The organism is Acinetobacter venetianus RAG-1 = CIP 110063 (assembly GCF_000368585.1).
Taxonomy (GTDB): Bacteria; Pseudomonadota; Gammaproteobacteria; order Pseudomonadales; family Moraxellaceae; genus Acinetobacter; species Acinetobacter venetianus.
Genome location: NZ_KB849558.1, coordinates 1,753,900 through 1,769,432, shown reverse-complemented (window position 1 = coordinate 1,769,432; position 15,533 = coordinate 1,753,900). Strand labels below are relative to the sequence as shown.

Genomic DNA, 15,533 nt, shown 5'->3' with positions numbered 1-15,533 from the left:
AATAAGATGAATCATCATGATCAAGAAACGCTATTAAATGTCGAAAATCTTCATGTCAGTTTTAAGGGTGAAAATAAACAGTGGATTGAAACGGTCAAAGGCATTTCATTTTCGATTCCTAAAAATAAAACAGTCGCTTTGGTCGGAGAGTCGGGAAGTGGTAAATCCGTAACCTCGCTTGCAATCATGGGCTTGTTACCCAAAGGTCAGAGTCAAATTGCGACGCAAAGCCGAATTACATTTGAAGACAAAGACTTGTTAAATCTTTCTATGAGTGAAATTCGGAATATTTGTGGTAAAGAAATTGCCATGATTTTCCAAGAGCCGATGTCTTCTTTGAATCCTGTTTTTACGGTTGGCGATCAAATTGCTGAAGTGTTACGAATTCATCTTGGCATGGGGCGTAAACAAGCACGAGCGCGCGTACTTGAGTTGTTAAAAGAGGTGGGGATTCCGTCACCTGAGACCAAGATAGATGCTTATCCAAGCCAGCTATCAGGTGGTCAACAGCAGCGGATTATGATCGCAATGGCGATTGCTTGTGAACCGAAATTGTTGATTGCCGATGAACCGACCACTGCACTCGACGTGACCATTCAAAAGCAAATTATTGATTTATTAGAGTCACTACGCCAACGCCGTCAAATGTCGATGCTGTTCATCACTCATGATTTGGCATTGGTCGGTGAAATTGCCGATCAAGTGATTGTAATGCGTCACGGTGAAATTCGTGAATGTGGCGAAGCCAAGCAGGTGCTCGAACAACCAAATGACGTTTATACACGCGCTTTATTGCATTGTCGTCCTCAGTTATCAGCTCGTCCTTATCGTTTACCTGTGACCAGTGACTTTATGAAACAGGAAAATGGTGAATTGGTTGAGGCGATTAATTTATCGACCTTCCACTTGCAAGAGCGCACACGCGGTGTGACAGGTGAAGAACCGATTGTGTTGGATGTAAAAAATTTGAAAAAGTCTTTTTATAGTCGTAAAGGGCTATGGGGACGTGATGAGTTTCAAGCAGTTAAAGGCGTGTCTTTTCAACTGGCAAAGGGTAAAACCTTAGGGCTAGTCGGGGAGTCGGGTTCAGGTAAAACCACCATAGGTCTATTGTTAATGCGTTTGCATGAAGCAACTAGTGGTCAAGTCTTAATCGATGGAAAAGATATTTTGGCAATGTCTGAGAAAGAGTTTGCTCAGTATCAACGGAAAATACAGATCATTTTTCAAAATCCTTATGCATCGCTTAATCCACGTTTTACGATTGGGCAGATTCTACTTGAGCCGATGCGTATTCATGGCATTGGTCAAGACGATACGGAACGTAAGAAAATTGCTTTAGAGTTATTAGAGCGCGTCAGTTTACCTGCTCAAGCTTTTGATCGTTATCCACATGAATTTTCGGGTGGTCAGCGTCAGCGTATTGCGATTGCACGATGCTTAACTTTAAAGCCTGAGATTCTGATTTGTGATGAATCCGTTTCAGCGTTGGATGTATCGGTACAAGCTCAGGTGTTGAACTTACTGCAAGATTTACAGGATGAATTCGGTTTGAGCTATATCTTTATTTCACATGATTTATCCGTTGTGAAATATATTTCGGATCAAGTGATGGTAATGAATCATGGCGAATTGGTTGAGATTGCCAATTCAGATGAGTTATATCTACATCCACAGCATGAATATACGAAGAAGTTACTCAATGCGATTCCTCAAGGGGTGACTTCAACGCATTAACAGCAATAAAAAACGCTCTAATAAGAGCGTTTTTTATATCAGTACAAAGGATTAAAACTTCTTAAAACCTTTATTGAAACCAATCGTTTTACGACCGTTACTATTATTGCCATTACCACTTGAACGTTGTTGTGGTTGATCTTGTTCATCATCACGACGTTGTTGGCGTAAATAACCACCACGACGAGCTGCCATTGGCTTATCTGTCATACGTTCAGTACGACGTTTTGCCATACCAAATAAACCTGTACCTTGACGCGGTTTTAACTCAACTGATTTCGCTAAGTTATCAATATCCGTTTTATCCAGCTCCATCCAACGACCAGTACGCAGTTCGCGTGGCAGAATCACTGTACCGTAACGGGTACGTAATAGACGGCTTACTTTTAAGCTTTGTGATTCAAAGATACGACGTACTTCACGGTTACGACCTTCTTTTACAACCACTTGATACCAGCGGTTGATACCGTCACCACCAATTTCAGAGAATGACTCAAATTTTGCTGGCCCATCTTCAAGTTCCACGCCTTTCAGCATGTTGTTGCGAATTTGCGGAGTGACTTCACCCATAACACGTACAGCGTATTCACGCTCAACTTCATTTGAAGGGTGCATTAAACGGTTTGCAAGTTCACCATCATTTGTGAATAGCAAAAGACCTGTACTGTTAATATCGAGACGACCAACCATCACCCAACGATCATTGGCAATTTGAGGTAAATGATCAAATACAGTTGGACGCTTTTCAGGATCGTTGCGTGAGCAAATTTCACCTTCAGGCTTATAGTAAATTAAAACGCGTCGACGAATTTCGTCTTCAACTTGGAATTGTACTTTACGACCATCGATACGAAGTTCATCTGTTGGTTCGATACGTTCGCCGACTTGCGCAATTTTACCATTGATGCTGACACGACCAGCAGCAATGACTTCCTCCATATAGCGACGCGAGCCAAGACCGACTCTCGCTAACACCTTTTGTAATTTTTCACTCATGACAGCACAACCTTAGACATAATGATCAACAGTTCACCTTTCTCAGGACTTCGGCGCATGCGCGTCAAGTGCCATGAATGCTTCCTTGGCGTTCTGTAGGGGAGGCAATTGACCTAGCGAGGCTAAACCAAAAGCATTTAAAAATTGGGGCGTTGTCACTAACAACGCAGGTCTTCCAGGCAAATCTCTAAAACCAGACTCTTTGATCCAGTTCCAGTCAAATAACGTTCTTAAATTTTGACTATTATTTGATACACCACGAATTTGTTCAATATCTGCACGAGTTACAGGCTGATGATAAGCAATCACAGCAACTGTTTCGAGTAACGATGGTGATAGTTTCGTTGGGCGTTCAGGCCACACTTGAGCAATAATATTTCGATATTTTGCTCGAACCTGAAAGCGAAAGCCTTGTGCAGTTTCAATCAGTTCAATTGAACGGCCATGTTGCAACATCGCAAGTTGCTGCAAAAATGTACGTAATTGCTGTTTATTATATTGGTTTTGAAAAGCTTCTTTTAGTCTTGCAAGAGAAACTGGTGAGTCACTGGCAAATAAAATCGCTTCAATTTGTAGCAATACATCATGATGAATATCTTCTAAAGACATTCCTTCATTGGCATCAAATTGATCTAAACTCATGCAGCAACTCCTTGAATGGTTAAAGGAGCTTCAATACCTGTATGAATAATTTGGATTCTTTGTTGACGGGTGAGTTCAAGAACCGCCATAAATGTCACAACCATTCCCATACGACCTTGCTTGGGATTTAATAGTTCAATAAAACTGAGTGCTTCGCCTGATGCCAATTGGCTTTCAATAAATGCAATTCGTTCTTCAAGTAAAACTGGCTCTTGTGCAACAACATGCGTAACAGGTTCTGGACGATTAAAAACACAAAATAATGCATCATGCAAAGCTTCGACATCATAACCTTCATAAATTGGAGCAATATGACCGATACTGACATTGGTACTAAAGGTATCCCGCTCAAAAATTGGCATTTGACCGAGTCTTTCAGCAGCTTGTTTGATGCGTAAATAGGTTTCTAGACGATCAATCAGTTCTTGTTTGGGGTCTTTTTCAAATTGATCGATTGCTGTTGGTTTCGGTAATAGCAGACGAGATTTTAGATCAGCCAATAAAGCCGCCATCACCATATAATCTGCGGTCAACTCGATATTGAGTGACTTCATACTATCCATGTATGAAAGATATTGAGTCGCAATCGGAGAAATATCTAACTGTAGTAAATCAAAGCCATTCTTTTGGATCAAATAAATCAAGAAGTCTAAAGGCCCTTCAAATTGTTCAAGTAAAATTTCGAACGCAGCAGGGGGAATGTACAAATCTTCAGGTATGACTTCTTGCCACTCGTCGAGCACGCGAATGGAAGGAGTTAACTCCGATGTAGAGGGAAGAATTTGGTTCATTACCGTTATAAGCCACGCGAATTTTCAAAAGCATGAAAGAGATTTTTTGTGTGCTTGAGATGACACAAGCCGCAAAGAGCTACGCTATTCTAATCGAAATGCCTCATTTAATAAATTACTCACTTACAAAAACCTTAAGCTTCTTAGGGTATTTTTTGTGTTTATGCACTATCGCATAGGTCATAGATATAATTTATGGTTAAATTAAATACTGAAATGATGCTAAACCATAAATTCCAATGAAAAATTACTTAAAAACGCAGCAAAATTTACTTGGTCAGGAAGTCGGCTATTCCATTGATAACCCTATTGTATGTCAGCAACTACAAACCAATTTGTTTGGGCATAGTGTAAGGTTGTTGAACACTTTAAATGATCTGACTGAGCTTGCAATAGATCAAATTTGGGAGTGTGTAGCCACTGAACCAAATGATGGGTGTTGGACTTATCTTCCATATCAACCTCCTTCTGATCGAGAGATGCTAAAACAGTCTTTAGTCAATCTTTTTGGATTTAAAGATTCAACGCATTTTTTGCTTGAAGTGAACGGAGAAGTTCATGGATGGATTGCGTTGTTAAATCCTAGGCTTGAGCATGGCGTTATTGAAATAGGTAATGTTTATTTTTCACATAAAATGAAACAATCAAAAGCTGCAACAGAAGTTATCTTTTTATTATTACAACAATGTTTTAAGCAAGGATTTCGACGTGTTGAATGGAAATGTGATGACACGAATCAACCATCTAAAGCAGCGGCCTGGCGCTTTGGTTTTCAATACGAAGGACTATTTAGACAAGATCGTATCGTCAAAGGGCGTAATAGAAACACCGCATGGTTTTCAATCATTGATGAAGAATGGTCTGATTTAGAGCAAGCTTATCAACATTGGCTAAATTCAGAAAATTTTGATGCAAATGGTATTCAGAAAAAGCGTTTATCTGATTTCATGTCAGTATTTGAAAGTTTATGATCGAAATAATAGCCTTTTTGTTGTCTGTCGGAAATATAAAATGGTTTTAAAATTTTAATATGATTTTTATTGTCTTTCGACATAATTTATTAATAATGCAGCTATAAATAATTTTTAATTTCATTACTATAAGTTAAATCATTTGGGGTCGTATGAATATCAAATTTATTACAATTGGTTTGGTAATTATTGGTGCATTATATTTTGGTACAGAAAAATATTGGCAGCATGAATTTGAGGAACAGCAGCGTAACGAACTTAAAAGCCTTGTATTTGATGAAAAAATGCAAGAAGAAATTAGAGGTTTGCCAATCAAAGGAGATATTTTGAATCAATATCCAAATATTTTCTTATATATGAGTTTTACTGCTGATTTACCGAAGAATATAGAAACTCAAATTAAGTCAAAGTTAGCAGAGAATAGCCAAAAATTGATATGTCGTTATTTTTCTGAGGTATCCGATCAAGATGATAAATATAAAGATCGCGCTAAAGCAATCGTTAATGTTATTGAGGAAGATAATATAACAATGACATATATTGCAAAAAATCGTTTAGGTGACATTTTGCTTGAACATAAGCAAGTCTTGTCACAGTGCCCTGAATTTATAAATTTAAAGCAAAGTATTTCATAGCATATTAGTCTTTAATCTATTAAAAATAATTAAAAAATCTTTTTAACTTATTTTAGCAGTTTAAAACGCTTTTAGTTTTAGGCTGCTAACCTCAATATTGTTATTCAAACGCACTGACATCACCGACGCCACGACGAACGATTTCTGGGTTTTCACCCGATAAATCTACGATACTGGTAGTTGATAAAGTGCCAAAACCACCATCAATAAATACATCAATACGTTTGCCTAACTGATTTTCAATATCGTAAGGATCATCAAGTGGATCTTTTTGATCAGGTAAAATTAATGTACTGGTCAATAACGGTTCCCCGAGTTCTTGCAGTAACGCTTGAGCAATTGGATTACTTGGAATACGTAAACCTATGGTTTTTTTCTTTGGATGCATCAATCGCTTAGGAACTTCACTTGTTGCAGGCAGGATAAAAGTGGTTACGGCAGGGGTGTTGTTCTTGAGGAGTCGATACATCGCATTGTCGACTTTGGCATATGTGGCAATATCAGACAAGTCACAACACATAATTGCATATTGATGCTTTGGGCCTAAGCCACGAATTTGTGCAATTCGCTCCATTGCATTCTTATTTCCGATTTGGCAACCAATCGCATAGGCTGCATCTGTTGGATAGACAACGACATCACCAGCACGAATACGGTCAACGGCTTGAGTAATCAGACGAGCTTGTGGATTCTCAGGATGAATATGTAGATGTAACATGATTAAACTCCCTGATTGATATACCGTTAAATTGAGTATGAAACTTGTTGCTGCTGAGATGCAAGTGTTTGCTGTGGTAATTTTGTCATTTAATTCAGCGATTCACGTTTAAATTCATCAAGTTGTAATGGCTTTCCATTGCGAGTACAGATACAGATGTAATGAATAAAATGTGCCGCATCAAGAGGCAATTTTGCTTCACCAGAAAAATAACGTTGAACTTGCATAAAAACATTGTCTTTAAAATGCTGTCCATTTCCGCCATCACCTGTCAGATTGTCGAGAGACACGCGAAATTTACGACCAAATGCAATCGCAAATAACCATTCTATCGCTTGTGGTTTAATTTCCACCTGTTCAAATAACGCTTGTTGTTCTGCACTTCGACCATCTGGTGCGTACCAATAACCAAGGTCTGGTAATAGTCGACGTTGTGCTCCAGAAATCGTCCAATGACTGATTTCATGCAGAGCGCTATTAAAAAAACCATGCGCAAATTGGATTCTTGCGGGATGTTCTAAAGTTGCTGGGAAATATTCTGGTTCAAAATCACCTTTAACAAGCGTGACATTATGGTGGGAAAACCAGTGATTAAAGTGTAAAATAAGCCAATCAACTTGTTCTGCTTCTGTTGTTAACTTTTGCCAAGATGAACGTTGCACTTGATCGGGCGTTAATGCAGGAACAGATGTTGAATGGGTGCTAACAAGTAATGAAGTTGTTACTTCAAGTTGCGGCTGCAACAGGTGCATTGCTTAATTTACCCCGAGTTCTGTCTAAAGAAGTGCAAAATTGTATCTTAATCTTTGACAGAGTACCGATGAATTTGTAGAATTGCCGCCTTAATTATGTCAGCAAATACCTTTCCGGCACAGATTGAGCCGTTTAAATGGGCTGAACAGGGCTTTACATGGTCAGGCACACTGCCATTGTCTCGCTTTGCTCGTATCGCTCGTGAAGCTGTTGGATCAATTAATGATCAATTGATCAACATAGACTGTAAGCTATCAATGGATGCCTATCATCGCATTGTATGGTTAGATGCACATGTTGAAACAAAAGTTCCGATGGAATGCCAACGTTGCTTGGATACTGTTGAGACTCCGCTTGTTTTAGATGTTCGTTTAGCTTTGATTGATGATGAGTCACTGATAGAGCGCTTGGATGAGGATGCTGATTTCATCGTTTTAGGTGAAAGTGAATCTTCGAAAAAAGGTGATTTTGATACACCTGCTTCGATTGATTTACTCGCATTGCTAGAAGATGAATTGTTATTGTTGATGCCTCTATCTCCCAAACATGATGTTTGTGAGCATAAACATCAACCTGTCGTTCAGGAAGTTGTCGAAGAAAAGCGGGATAACCCGTTTGATGTTTTGGCAAGTTTGAAAGGCAAACTTAACTCATAACACAATTTGTGTTATTATGTTGAGTTAAGACAACTGAATTTTTTCTGATCCATTTTTCGATCTTTGTAAGGAGCCATCATGGCCGTTCAGCAAAACCGTAAAAGTCGCTCTCGCCGTGACATGCGCCGTTCACATGACGCTTTAACCGAGAATGCATTATCTGTAGACCAAACTACTGGTGAAACTCATCGTCGTCACCACGTGACTAAAGACGGTATTTACCGTGGTCGTCAATTATTCGCTAAAGCAGCTGATGCTGAATAATTGAGTCATATGCATTAAGCGTTAGCTTAAAGTATAAAAAAAATGGGAGCGAAAGCTCCCTTTTTTGTTGTTTTTCGCAATTATAAAACGATTTAATCAATGGTAAATTGCCGCATCGGGAAAGAGTCTGTTGTCATTCTCATGTAAAATCATGAGTGTTGATGAAATTGGCGATAGACCATTTGAAGGATTTTTATATGTCGACTAAACGACTTGAGCAGGCTGCTCAAGCAACAAAAACTGCATTTGTTTTTCCTGGTCAGGGTTCACAAAAAGTAGGTATGTTAGCTGAACTTGCTGAGCAATTTAGTGTGGTTCAAGAAACTTTTGCTGAGGCGTCTGAAGCGCTTGGTTTTGATCTTTGGCATATCGCACAAAGTGGAGAAGGTCTAGATCAAACTGAGAATACTCAGCCTGTATTACTTACAGCAAGCATTGCATTGTGGCGAGTTTGGTTAGAGCTTGGGGGGGTCGCACCAAAATACTTGGCTGGTCACTCTCTTGGCGAATACAGTGCGTTGGTTGCGGCAGAAGCGATGACGCTTGCAGATGCAGTTAAGTTGGTTAATTTACGTGGTAAGTTAATGCAAAGTGCTGTTCCTCAAGGTGAAGGTGCAATGGCTGCGATTCTTGGTTTGGCAGATGAAAAAGTGATAGAGCTTTGCCAAAAAGCGTCTGCTACAGGACAAGGTTCAGTTGAGGCGGCCAATTACAATGCTCAAGGTCAAGTTGTGATTGCTGGAAGTGCAGCTTTGGTTCAACAAGTGATGGCTGAAGCAAAAGAGCAATCAGGTAAAGCAATCGCATTACCAGTTTCAGTACCGTCTCATTGCACATTGATGAAGCCAGCAGCAGAAAAGTTTGCTGAAGCTTTGGAACAAACTGCCATTGAGCTACCACACCTTCCTGTAATACAAAATGTCAACGCGGAAATCGCGACAGATGTTGCTCAGTTGCGTCAAGCTTTAACGGCTCAATTGTACGAATCAGTACAATGGACCAAGACGATGCAATATCTACAAGATCAAGGTATTCAGTATGTGGTTGAGTGTGGGCCAGGGACTGTACTTAGCAATCTTGCAAAGCGATTACCGAACATAGAAAAAGCTTTTGCCATTGATAGCAAAGCTCGTATGGAAGATGCCCTAAACGCAGTGTTAGTGGCAGAAGGAAAAATTGCATGACACAACAACGAAAAGTTGCGTTAGTGACAGGAGCAAGCCGAGGAATTGGCGCAGCAATTGCACAGCAACTCATTCAAGACGGTTTTTTTGTAGTTGGTACAGCCACTTCTGAATCAGGCGCGCAAAAACTCACAGAGAGCTTTGCCGATAATGGTGCAGGTGAAGTATTAGATGTTCGTGATGGCGAGGCGATTGATGCACTTGTTTCAGATATTGAACAAAAATACGGTTCGGTTTTGGTTCTCGTAAACAATGCGGGTATTACCAAAGACAATTTATTATTGCGTATGTCTGAAGATGACTGGGATGACATTCTCAATATCCATCTCAAAGCAGTCTATCGCTTATCTAAGCGTGTGCTGAAAGGCATGACCAAAGCTCGTTTTGGGCGCATTATTAATATCAGTTCTGTTGTTGCGCACTTTGCTAACCCTGGTCAAGCAAATTACTCAGCTGCCAAAGCTGGTATTGAAGCGTTTAGCCGTAGCTTAGCAAAAGAGATGGGTAGTCGTCAGATTACAGTAAATAGTGTTGCACCAGGCTTTATTGCAACTGAAATGACTGATCAGTTAAGCGAAGAGATTCGTAAAAAAATGACTGATCAAGTCGCTTTAAATCGTCTAGGTGAACCTCAAGATATTGCTGATGCAGTGAGTTTCCTTGCTAGCGATAAGGCAAGTTACATTACTGGTACAGTTTTACACGTAAATGGTGGTTTATACATGGCCTAAGTGGTGATGTATAAACTTTTAAAAATTTTTATATTCAATTAAACTAGTGGCAAATTAAAACGCCACAAGCAATGAGGAGAATTCCTGTGAGCGATATCGAACAACGCATCAAACAAGCAGTAGCTGAACAATTAGGTATGCGTGCTGAAGAGATTAAAAACGAAGCATCTTTCATGGATGACTTAGGTGCTGACTCTTTAGATTTGGTTGAACTTGTAATGTCTTTTGAAAATGATTTTGACATCACGATTCCAGATGAAGATTCAAACGAAATCACAACTGTTCAATCTGCAATTGATTACGTAACCAAAAAACTTGGTTAATCATATTGCATGATCAAAAGCCACCGGAAGGTGGCTTTTTTATTTGTTCAACTTTTTAACTGGGTAGATATATAAATATCTTTACAAGAAAAAATAAACGATCAATATGAAAAGGATTTATTTGGGTGTATAAAATTTATTCAATTTAAAATAACAGACTAAATCATAAGAACAAAAGGTAACTTTATGAGTATCGAAATACGAGTGAAACAAATCATCGTTGAGCAGCTTGGTGTAGATGAGGAAGAGGTTGTGTCTAATGCATCATTTCTTGATGATTTAGGCGCTGATTCCTTGGACATCGTTGAACTGATTATGGCTTTTGAAGAAGAGTTTGGATTTGAAATTCCTGATGAGGATGCAGAGAAAATTACAACCGTGCAATCTGCTATTAATTATATAGTGGCTAATGTCGGAGAAGATACGTAAATTGCATAATCCGTTGAATAGATTGAAAGCTACCAAAGGTTGCTTTTTATATGTTTAATTTTTATTTGAGTAAATATAAATTTTTTTACAAGAAAAAATAAATGATAAATATGCAAAGAATTTATTTGAGTGTATAAAGTTTATGCTATTTAAAAATAATTGATTAAACCATAACAACAAAAGGGAATTTTATGAATATAGCAGAGCGTATTAAAGAGATCATCATTGAGCAACTTCGTGTAGATGCAGATGAGGTTGTGCCTAGTGCATCTTTTACAGATGATTTAGGTGCTGATTCGTTGGCTGTTGTTGAGCTGATTATGGCTTTGGAAGGGGAGTTTAGTATCCAAATTCCTTATGAAGAAGCAGAAAAAATCATCACGGTTCAATCTGCAATTGATTATATGACCAATATTGTGGGAGAAAATGCTTAAATTACACCGTATTTTGAGCAGGTTAAAAGCTACCGTTAGGTGGCTTTTTTGTATTTAAAAATACGTGAATCTGCGAGTTTTATATAAGTTTTGGTGAGTATACATATATTTACAAGACCTCGTTAAATTGAAACTCGCATGCTTCTTTTTTTCGGTATAACTAATTGTGAGTCTGTTTCGACTATGCTTAATCAATAATTACAGAGGAAATAACAATGGGTCTTTTTGATTTTGTGAAAGGTATTGGTAAGAAAAATACAGCGCCAGCAGAACCACAAGCTGCACCAGCAACTCCAGCTGAACCTTCTGCTCAGGAAGTCGCAAATAAATTATTAGGTTTGATTAAAAGTTTAGGCTTAGGTGTTGAAGGCCTATCAGTTACTTATAATGGAAATACTGATACAGCCGTAATTAAAGGTCAGGTGAAAAGCCAAGCCGATAAAGAAAAAATTATTCTTGCTGTAGGAAATATTGATCATGTTGCACAAGTCGATGATCAAATGACGGTAGAAACGCCTGAGCCTGAAAGTAAGTTTTATACAGTGAAATCTGGGGATAATTTATCTAAGATTTCAAAAGAAATGTATGGTGATGCAAATCAGTATCCGAAAATTTTTGAAGCAAACAAACCAATGCTCAAAAGTCCTGATGAAATTTTCCCAGGTCAGGTGTTGCGTATTCCGCAATAATTTCAAAGTAATAGAAAAGGCGCATTTAGCGCCTTTTTCATAATTTTAAAAAGAAGCATAGTATGAAACTTTATAATACGACCATATCGGGAAACTGCTATAAAATTAGATTGTTGCTTTCATTCTTGCGTTTAGACTATGAAAAGGTCAACATTAATTTAAAAGCAAAGGATCAAAAGAAAGTTGAGTTTCTTGCGCTTAATCCTTTAGGGCAAGTGCCTGTGCTAGAAGATCATGGTATTTATTTACGTGATTCTCAGGCAATCCTGTGTTACATCGCCCGTGAGTATGATGTGGAACAGTTATGGTTTCCATTAGAACCGATGTTAATGGCACATGTTTTAGAGTGGTTGTTTTTTGCAAATCAAAATATTGCTTCTAGTTTAGCTGCCGCAAGAGCTTTTTATTTAGTAAATAAACCACATGTACAGATTGAGCATGCAACTGAACAGGCTTATGCAGTATTAGAGATGATGAATCAACATTTATCTGAACAAGATTGGTTGGTAGGGCGTCGAGCAACACTTGCAGATATTGCTTGTTATCCTTATGTGGCGATGGCTCATCAAGGTAAGATTGAGTTAGACCAATATCCATATGTTCAAGCTTGGTTGAGACGTTTTGAACAACTCCCCAACTTTATCGAGCTGAATAGTTAGAACGGAAAGAATAGAAACAACTCGGGTTTCTATTCTTTTTTTATTTTTAAAAGCGTTTTGGAATTTTTTGTCCATTTGGAACAGGTGTTTCAGCATTCTTTAATACACCGAATAACCATGTTTCAGCATACTGAACGGCTATTTTCAATGAATCACCCAATGCTAAACGTCCAGCAATAAAGCTTGCTAAAGAACAACCTGAACCATGATATTGACCCTCCAAGCGAGGACAGCGACTTTCAGCAATCATTTTTCCATTTGCATACAGTACATTTCGAATATGATCAGGTGTATCTTCATGCCCACCTTTAACTAGGACGGCTTGAGCACCCATTTCAAATAATTTCTGAGTTGCTTGTTCGATATCATCTAAACCAGTAAGTGCACGCAGTTCAACGGTATTTGGTGTGATGACTGTTGCTAAAGGGATTAATTCAACAAACGCCTTAACTAAGGTTGCTTGATCGCCGAGTGAACCACCGCTATTAGCAACAAGTACAGGATCAAGCACATACAAGTAGTCAAGATGCTCACGTAAGAACGTTGCGAGTGCTGCAATATTGTCAGTTGTCCCTAACATGCCCGATTTGATACATTTAATCGGAAGATCGCCGACGACGGCATTTGCTTGGGCGAGTAGGAGTGCTTTAGATGTTGCTTCAAAGCCAAACACTTGTTGTGAGTTTTGCACGGTCAACGCAGTACAGGCAATTGCTGCATGTGCACCACTTTGTCCAATCGCCTCAATATCAGCTTGTAAGCCAGCACCACCTGATGGATCTAAACCTGAAAAACAAAGTACGGTAGGTCGCACTGCAATTTCCTTTTATTCTTCAATATGCGCTAGTATAAGGAAGTTTCGAGAAACTCTCGACACTGTTGTGTAAGGCGATAAGAGATTGAACGAATGACGATCAAAAATATTTTGATAGATTTAGATGGGACATTAACAGATCCTAAAGAAGGGATTCATCGTTCAATTCGGTTTGCGCTAGCAAAATTGGGCCAGCCAATTGCAGATGATGTTGATTTAGATTGGACGATTGGCCCACCGTTAAAAGCATCGTTAGCAAAATTATTAAATACACAAGATGATGTTCTCGCTGAACAGGCATTAGCAGCTTATCGTGAGCGGTTTTCTGTCACAGGCTTATTTGAAAATGCAGTCTATCCAAAAGTTGCTGCAACTTTGCAACAATTGCAAGCGCAAGGTTTTTCTTTATTTTTGGCAACAGCTAAGCCAACAATTTACGCCAAACAAATTTTAGTTCATTTTGACTTGGCTCAATACTTTACCGAAATGTATGGTAGCGAATTGACTGGAGAGCGTACCAATAAAGCTGATCTAATTGCTTATATTCTTGATCAAGAAAAGTTAAATGCTCAAGAATGTATCATGGTTGGTGATCGTCAATATGATATTATTGGCGCGCGTGCGAATGGAATTGAAACGATTGCTGTAGATTATGGTTATGGTGCGGCTGAAGAGTTGTTGCAGGCACAACCTGTGATGCAAATTGCAGAGTTTAATCAATTGATTGCATGTGTGGATCAGATTAACGCAGAACGAAAAGTTTCATAATAAAAGATGGAAAAAGCCTCAAATGATCGAGGCTTTTTTGTTTAATTAAACATTATGTTTTAAGCGATATTGCACCAGTTCATCAATACTGATCACAGTCAAACCATGTGTTTGAGCATAAGCTAAGACTTGAATACCAGAAGCCATAGAACCATCTGGATTTGTTAATTCACACAGAACACCAGAAGGTTTCAGACCTGCTAAACGTGCTAAATCAATAGTTCCTTCAGTATGACCACGACGGCTTAATACGCCGCCATCACGCGCACGTAATGGAAAAACATGACCTGGACGGCTGAGATCACTTGCGATAGCACCATCTTTAGTTGCGGCTAAAACAGTTGTTACGCGATCTTTGGCAGAAACACCTGTTGTCACACCTTGAGCAGCTTCAATTGTGACCGTAAACGCTGTTTTGAATTGGCTAGAATTATCCATAACCATAGGTGGAAGTTCTAAGTGATCTGCGAGTTCTTCTGTTAAGCACAAGCACACAATACCAGAGCCATCACGGATCATTTGTGCCATGGTTGCAACGGTTAAAGTCTCGGCTGCAATTATTAAATCAGCTTCGTTTTCACGGTCAAAGTCATCCATCACCAATACGGGTTTACCTTGGCGGATGTCTTCTAAAGCTTGTTGAATACGTTGTTCAGCAGGGGAAAGGGCTGAAAAGAAAAGTTCGGGTTGGATTAAACTTGACATAATGAAACGCTCTCGTAAATAGGATACGGTTGAACATTTCAGGACTGATGTAAAAATAAGCGGACACCAAAACAACGTTGTTTCGGGGGTTTCGTCTTCTTTCATCCGGACTATACCGTCGGCTTTGGTTTTTCACCAAATCTGCGTGTATATAAAATATATACAGGCTCGTGGGCTGATTAGGTCATGCCTAACTTACCACCGGTGGGGAATTTCGCCCCGCCCTGAAGCGATGTTTTGATTATAGCCATAATTATTATGTGAAAGGGAACTTTTTTGTAGAATGAATCGTTCTATGAAAGACGATAATGTTGCGAACCAAATCGATTTTTTAATTTAATCTGTGAAACTAGTAATCAGTTAATAATGGGAATAAACTCATTAGATAAAACAACAATAACATGGAGTAATGGTTCATGGATCAAAACAATAAGACTGAAATAGAATGTTTGGCACAACAATTACATCGGCCGATAATGAGCCTAAAAGCATTCTCTCAAATGTCAGATCGTGATTTAGCATGGCTCAATCAGAAGTTATCTGAAGCAATGCAAAATGAAGAAAAGAAAATGAATCAAAGTTTGTACCAGACACCTTTCTTTTTACGTTGGTTATTCAAACAAAAATAACATGG

General features: G+C 38.8%; 21 protein-coding genes and 1 riboswitch. Of the genes, 14 read left to right on the top strand and 7 right to left on the bottom strand.

Annotation, left to right across the window (positions count from 1 at the left end):
• The first annotated feature begins 6 nt into the window (after positions 1-6).
• Entirely contained in the window at positions 7-1,737 is a 1,731-nt protein-coding gene (locus tag F959_RS13840) for an ABC transporter ATP-binding protein (protein ID WP_004881175.1), read from the top strand.
• Between the two features lie 51 nt (positions 1,738-1,788).
• Here the strand turns inward: F959_RS13840 and rluB are convergent, their stop codons facing one another.
• Genes rluB through F959_RS13825 form a run of 3 tightly spaced genes read right to left on the bottom strand, consistent with a single transcriptional unit; the run spans position 1,789 to position 4,166 of the window.
• Entirely contained in the window at positions 1,789-2,733 is a 945-nt protein-coding gene (gene rluB, locus F959_RS13835) for a 23S rRNA pseudouridine(2605) synthase RluB (protein WP_004881173.1), read from the bottom strand.
• 42 nt (positions 2,734-2,775) lie between these two features.
• On the bottom strand, positions 2,776-3,375 hold the full coding sequence (gene scpB / locus F959_RS13830) for an SMC-Scp complex subunit ScpB (protein WP_004881171.1): 600 nt from the start codon (positions 3,373-3,375) through the stop codon (positions 2,776-2,778).
• Positions 3,372-4,166 carry a segregation and condensation protein A gene (locus tag F959_RS13825; RefSeq protein ID WP_004881170.1) on the bottom strand — a complete coding sequence of 265 codons (795 nt, stop codon included), beginning with the start codon at positions 4,164-4,166 and terminating at the stop codon, positions 3,372-3,374. Before F959_RS13825 ends, scpB begins: the two co-directional genes overlap by 4 nt.
• Before the next feature lie 239 nt (positions 4,167-4,405).
• On the opposite strand from F959_RS13825, the gene F959_RS13820 reads away from it, so the two are divergent.
• Positions 4,406-5,137 carry a GNAT family N-acetyltransferase gene (locus F959_RS13820; protein WP_004881168.1) on the top strand — a complete coding sequence of 244 codons (732 nt, stop codon included), beginning with the start codon at positions 4,406-4,408 and terminating at the stop codon, positions 5,135-5,137.
• A gap of 152 nt (positions 5,138-5,289) precedes the next feature.
• The gene (locus tag F959_RS13815; RefSeq protein WP_004881167.1) at positions 5,290-5,772 is read left to right on the top strand and encodes a hypothetical protein; all 483 of its coding nucleotides are present in this window, start codon (positions 5,290-5,292) and stop codon (positions 5,770-5,772) included.
• A 100-nt stretch (positions 5,773-5,872) separates the two neighbouring features.
• On the opposite strand, the gene F959_RS13810 is transcribed toward F959_RS13815, so the two are convergent.
• The gene (locus tag F959_RS13810) at positions 5,873-6,490 is read right to left on the bottom strand and encodes an L-threonylcarbamoyladenylate synthase (protein ID WP_004881165.1); all 618 of its coding nucleotides are present in this window, start codon (positions 6,488-6,490) and stop codon (positions 5,873-5,875) included.
• An 89-nt stretch (positions 6,491-6,579) separates the two neighbouring features.
• A complete protein-coding gene (locus F959_RS13805) occupies positions 6,580-7,242 on the bottom strand; it encodes an elongation factor P hydroxylase (protein ID WP_004881164.1) in 663 nt (220 codons plus the stop codon).
• Positions 7,243-7,338: 96 nt separating this feature from the next.
• Between F959_RS13805 and F959_RS13800 the strand changes: the two genes are divergently transcribed.
• The 9 genes from F959_RS13800 to F959_RS13760 all read left to right on the top strand — a co-directional run bounded on the left by F959_RS13800 (position 7,339) and on the right by F959_RS13760 (position 12,612).
• Positions 7,339-7,899 carry a YceD family protein gene (locus F959_RS13800; RefSeq protein WP_004881163.1) on the top strand — a complete coding sequence of 187 codons (561 nt, stop codon included), beginning with the start codon at positions 7,339-7,341 and terminating at the stop codon, positions 7,897-7,899.
• 78 nt (positions 7,900-7,977) lie between these two features.
• On the top strand, positions 7,978-8,163 hold the full coding sequence (gene rpmF / locus F959_RS13795; RefSeq protein WP_004638135.1) for a 50S ribosomal protein L32: 186 nt from the start codon (positions 7,978-7,980) through the stop codon (positions 8,161-8,163).
• Positions 8,164-8,360: 197 nt separating this feature from the next.
• Positions 8,361-9,347 carry an ACP S-malonyltransferase gene (fabD, locus tag F959_RS13790; protein WP_004881162.1) on the top strand — a complete coding sequence of 329 codons (987 nt, stop codon included), beginning with the start codon at positions 8,361-8,363 and terminating at the stop codon, positions 9,345-9,347.
• A complete protein-coding gene (fabG, locus tag F959_RS13785) occupies positions 9,344-10,078 on the top strand; it encodes a 3-oxoacyl-ACP reductase FabG (protein ID WP_004881160.1) in 735 nt (244 codons plus the stop codon). Before fabD ends, fabG begins: the two co-directional genes overlap by 4 nt.
• An 86-nt stretch (positions 10,079-10,164) precedes the next feature.
• Positions 10,165-10,401, top strand: coding sequence for an acyl carrier protein (gene acpP / locus F959_RS13780; protein WP_004655272.1), 237 nt, complete (start codon positions 10,165-10,167; stop codon positions 10,399-10,401).
• Between the two features lie 186 nt (positions 10,402-10,587).
• A complete protein-coding gene (gene acpP / locus F959_RS13775) occupies positions 10,588-10,830 on the top strand; it encodes an acyl carrier protein (protein WP_004881158.1) in 243 nt (80 codons plus the stop codon).
• Positions 10,831-11,021: 191 nt separating this feature from the next.
• The gene (gene acpP, locus F959_RS13770) at positions 11,022-11,264 is read left to right on the top strand and encodes an acyl carrier protein (RefSeq protein ID WP_004881157.1); all 243 of its coding nucleotides are present in this window, start codon (positions 11,022-11,024) and stop codon (positions 11,262-11,264) included.
• 215 nt (positions 11,265-11,479) lie between these two features.
• Positions 11,480-11,953, top strand: a complete 474-nt coding sequence (lysM, locus tag F959_RS13765) for a peptidoglycan-binding protein LysM (RefSeq protein WP_004881155.1) — start codon at positions 11,480-11,482, stop codon at positions 11,951-11,953.
• 62 nt (positions 11,954-12,015) lie between these two features.
• Positions 12,016-12,612, top strand: coding sequence for a glutathione S-transferase family protein (locus F959_RS13760; protein ID WP_004881153.1), 597 nt, complete (start codon positions 12,016-12,018; stop codon positions 12,610-12,612).
• Between the two features lie 46 nt (positions 12,613-12,658).
• Here the strand turns inward: F959_RS13760 and F959_RS13755 are convergent, their stop codons facing one another.
• Positions 12,659-13,426 carry a hydroxymethylpyrimidine/phosphomethylpyrimidine kinase gene (locus tag F959_RS13755; protein WP_004881151.1) on the bottom strand — a complete coding sequence of 256 codons (768 nt, stop codon included), beginning with the start codon at positions 13,424-13,426 and terminating at the stop codon, positions 12,659-12,661.
• Positions 13,427-13,519: 93 nt separating this feature from the next.
• On the opposite strand from F959_RS13755, the gene F959_RS13750 reads away from it, so the two are divergent.
• Positions 13,520-14,194, top strand: a complete 675-nt coding sequence (locus F959_RS13750; RefSeq protein ID WP_004881150.1) for an HAD-IA family hydrolase — start codon at positions 13,520-13,522, stop codon at positions 14,192-14,194.
• A gap of 45 nt (positions 14,195-14,239) precedes the next feature.
• Here F959_RS13750 and ribB read toward each other — a convergent pair whose 3' ends face one another.
• Complete coding sequence (ribB, locus tag F959_RS13745; RefSeq protein WP_004881148.1) at positions 14,240-14,899, bottom strand: 3,4-dihydroxy-2-butanone-4-phosphate synthase; 660 nt, start codon at positions 14,897-14,899, stop codon at positions 14,240-14,242.
• A gap of 89 nt (positions 14,900-14,988) precedes the next feature.
• Positions 14,989-15,134: riboswitch (FMN riboswitch) on the bottom strand.
• 181 nt (positions 15,135-15,315) lie between these two features.
• On the opposite strand from ribB, the gene F959_RS13740 reads away from it, so the two are divergent.
• Positions 15,316-15,528 carry a hypothetical protein gene (locus F959_RS13740; RefSeq protein ID WP_004881146.1) on the top strand — a complete coding sequence of 71 codons (213 nt, stop codon included), beginning with the start codon at positions 15,316-15,318 and terminating at the stop codon, positions 15,526-15,528.
• The last annotated feature ends 5 nt before the right edge of the window (positions 15,529-15,533 follow it).

Coding starts and splice junctions, on each gene's coding strand:
- F959_RS13810 (WP_004881165.1), bottom strand. CDS start 6,490: ATGTTACATCTACATATTCATCCTGAGAATCCACAAGCTCGTCTGATT.
- rpmF (WP_004638135.1), top strand. CDS start 7,978: ATGGCCGTTCAGCAAAACCGTAAAAGTCGCTCTCGCCGTGACATGCGC.
- lysM (WP_004881155.1), top strand. CDS start 11,480: ATGGGTCTTTTTGATTTTGTGAAAGGTATTGGTAAGAAAAATACAGCG.
- F959_RS13820 (WP_004881168.1), top strand. CDS start 4,406: ATGAAAAATTACTTAAAAACGCAGCAAAATTTACTTGGTCAGGAAGTC.
- ribB (WP_004881148.1), bottom strand. CDS start 14,899: ATGTCAAGTTTAATCCAACCCGAACTTTTCTTTTCAGCCCTTTCCCCT.
- acpP (WP_004881157.1), top strand. CDS start 11,022: ATGAATATAGCAGAGCGTATTAAAGAGATCATCATTGAGCAACTTCGT.
- acpP (WP_004881158.1), top strand. CDS start 10,588: ATGAGTATCGAAATACGAGTGAAACAAATCATCGTTGAGCAGCTTGGT.
- F959_RS13800 (WP_004881163.1), top strand. CDS start 7,339: ATGTCAGCAAATACCTTTCCGGCACAGATTGAGCCGTTTAAATGGGCT.
- scpB (WP_004881171.1), bottom strand. CDS start 3,375: ATGAGTTTAGATCAATTTGATGCCAATGAAGGAATGTCTTTAGAAGAT.
- fabG (WP_004881160.1), top strand. CDS start 9,344: ATGACACAACAACGAAAAGTTGCGTTAGTGACAGGAGCAAGCCGAGGA.
- F959_RS13805 (WP_004881164.1), bottom strand. CDS start 7,242: ATGCACCTGTTGCAGCCGCAACTTGAAGTAACAACTTCATTACTTGTT.
- F959_RS13825 (WP_004881170.1), bottom strand. CDS start 4,166: ATGAACCAAATTCTTCCCTCTACATCGGAGTTAACTCCTTCCATTCGC.
- F959_RS13815 (WP_004881167.1), top strand. CDS start 5,290: ATGAATATCAAATTTATTACAATTGGTTTGGTAATTATTGGTGCATTA.
- fabD (WP_004881162.1), top strand. CDS start 8,361: ATGTCGACTAAACGACTTGAGCAGGCTGCTCAAGCAACAAAAACTGCA.
- F959_RS13750 (WP_004881150.1), top strand. CDS start 13,520: ATGACGATCAAAAATATTTTGATAGATTTAGATGGGACATTAACAGAT.
- rluB (WP_004881173.1), bottom strand. CDS start 2,733: ATGAGTGAAAAATTACAAAAGGTGTTAGCGAGAGTCGGTCTTGGCTCG.
- F959_RS13740 (WP_004881146.1), top strand. CDS start 15,316: ATGGATCAAAACAATAAGACTGAAATAGAATGTTTGGCACAACAATTA.
- F959_RS13840 (WP_004881175.1), top strand. CDS start 7: ATGAATCATCATGATCAAGAAACGCTATTAAATGTCGAAAATCTTCAT.
- F959_RS13760 (WP_004881153.1), top strand. CDS start 12,016: ATGAAACTTTATAATACGACCATATCGGGAAACTGCTATAAAATTAGA.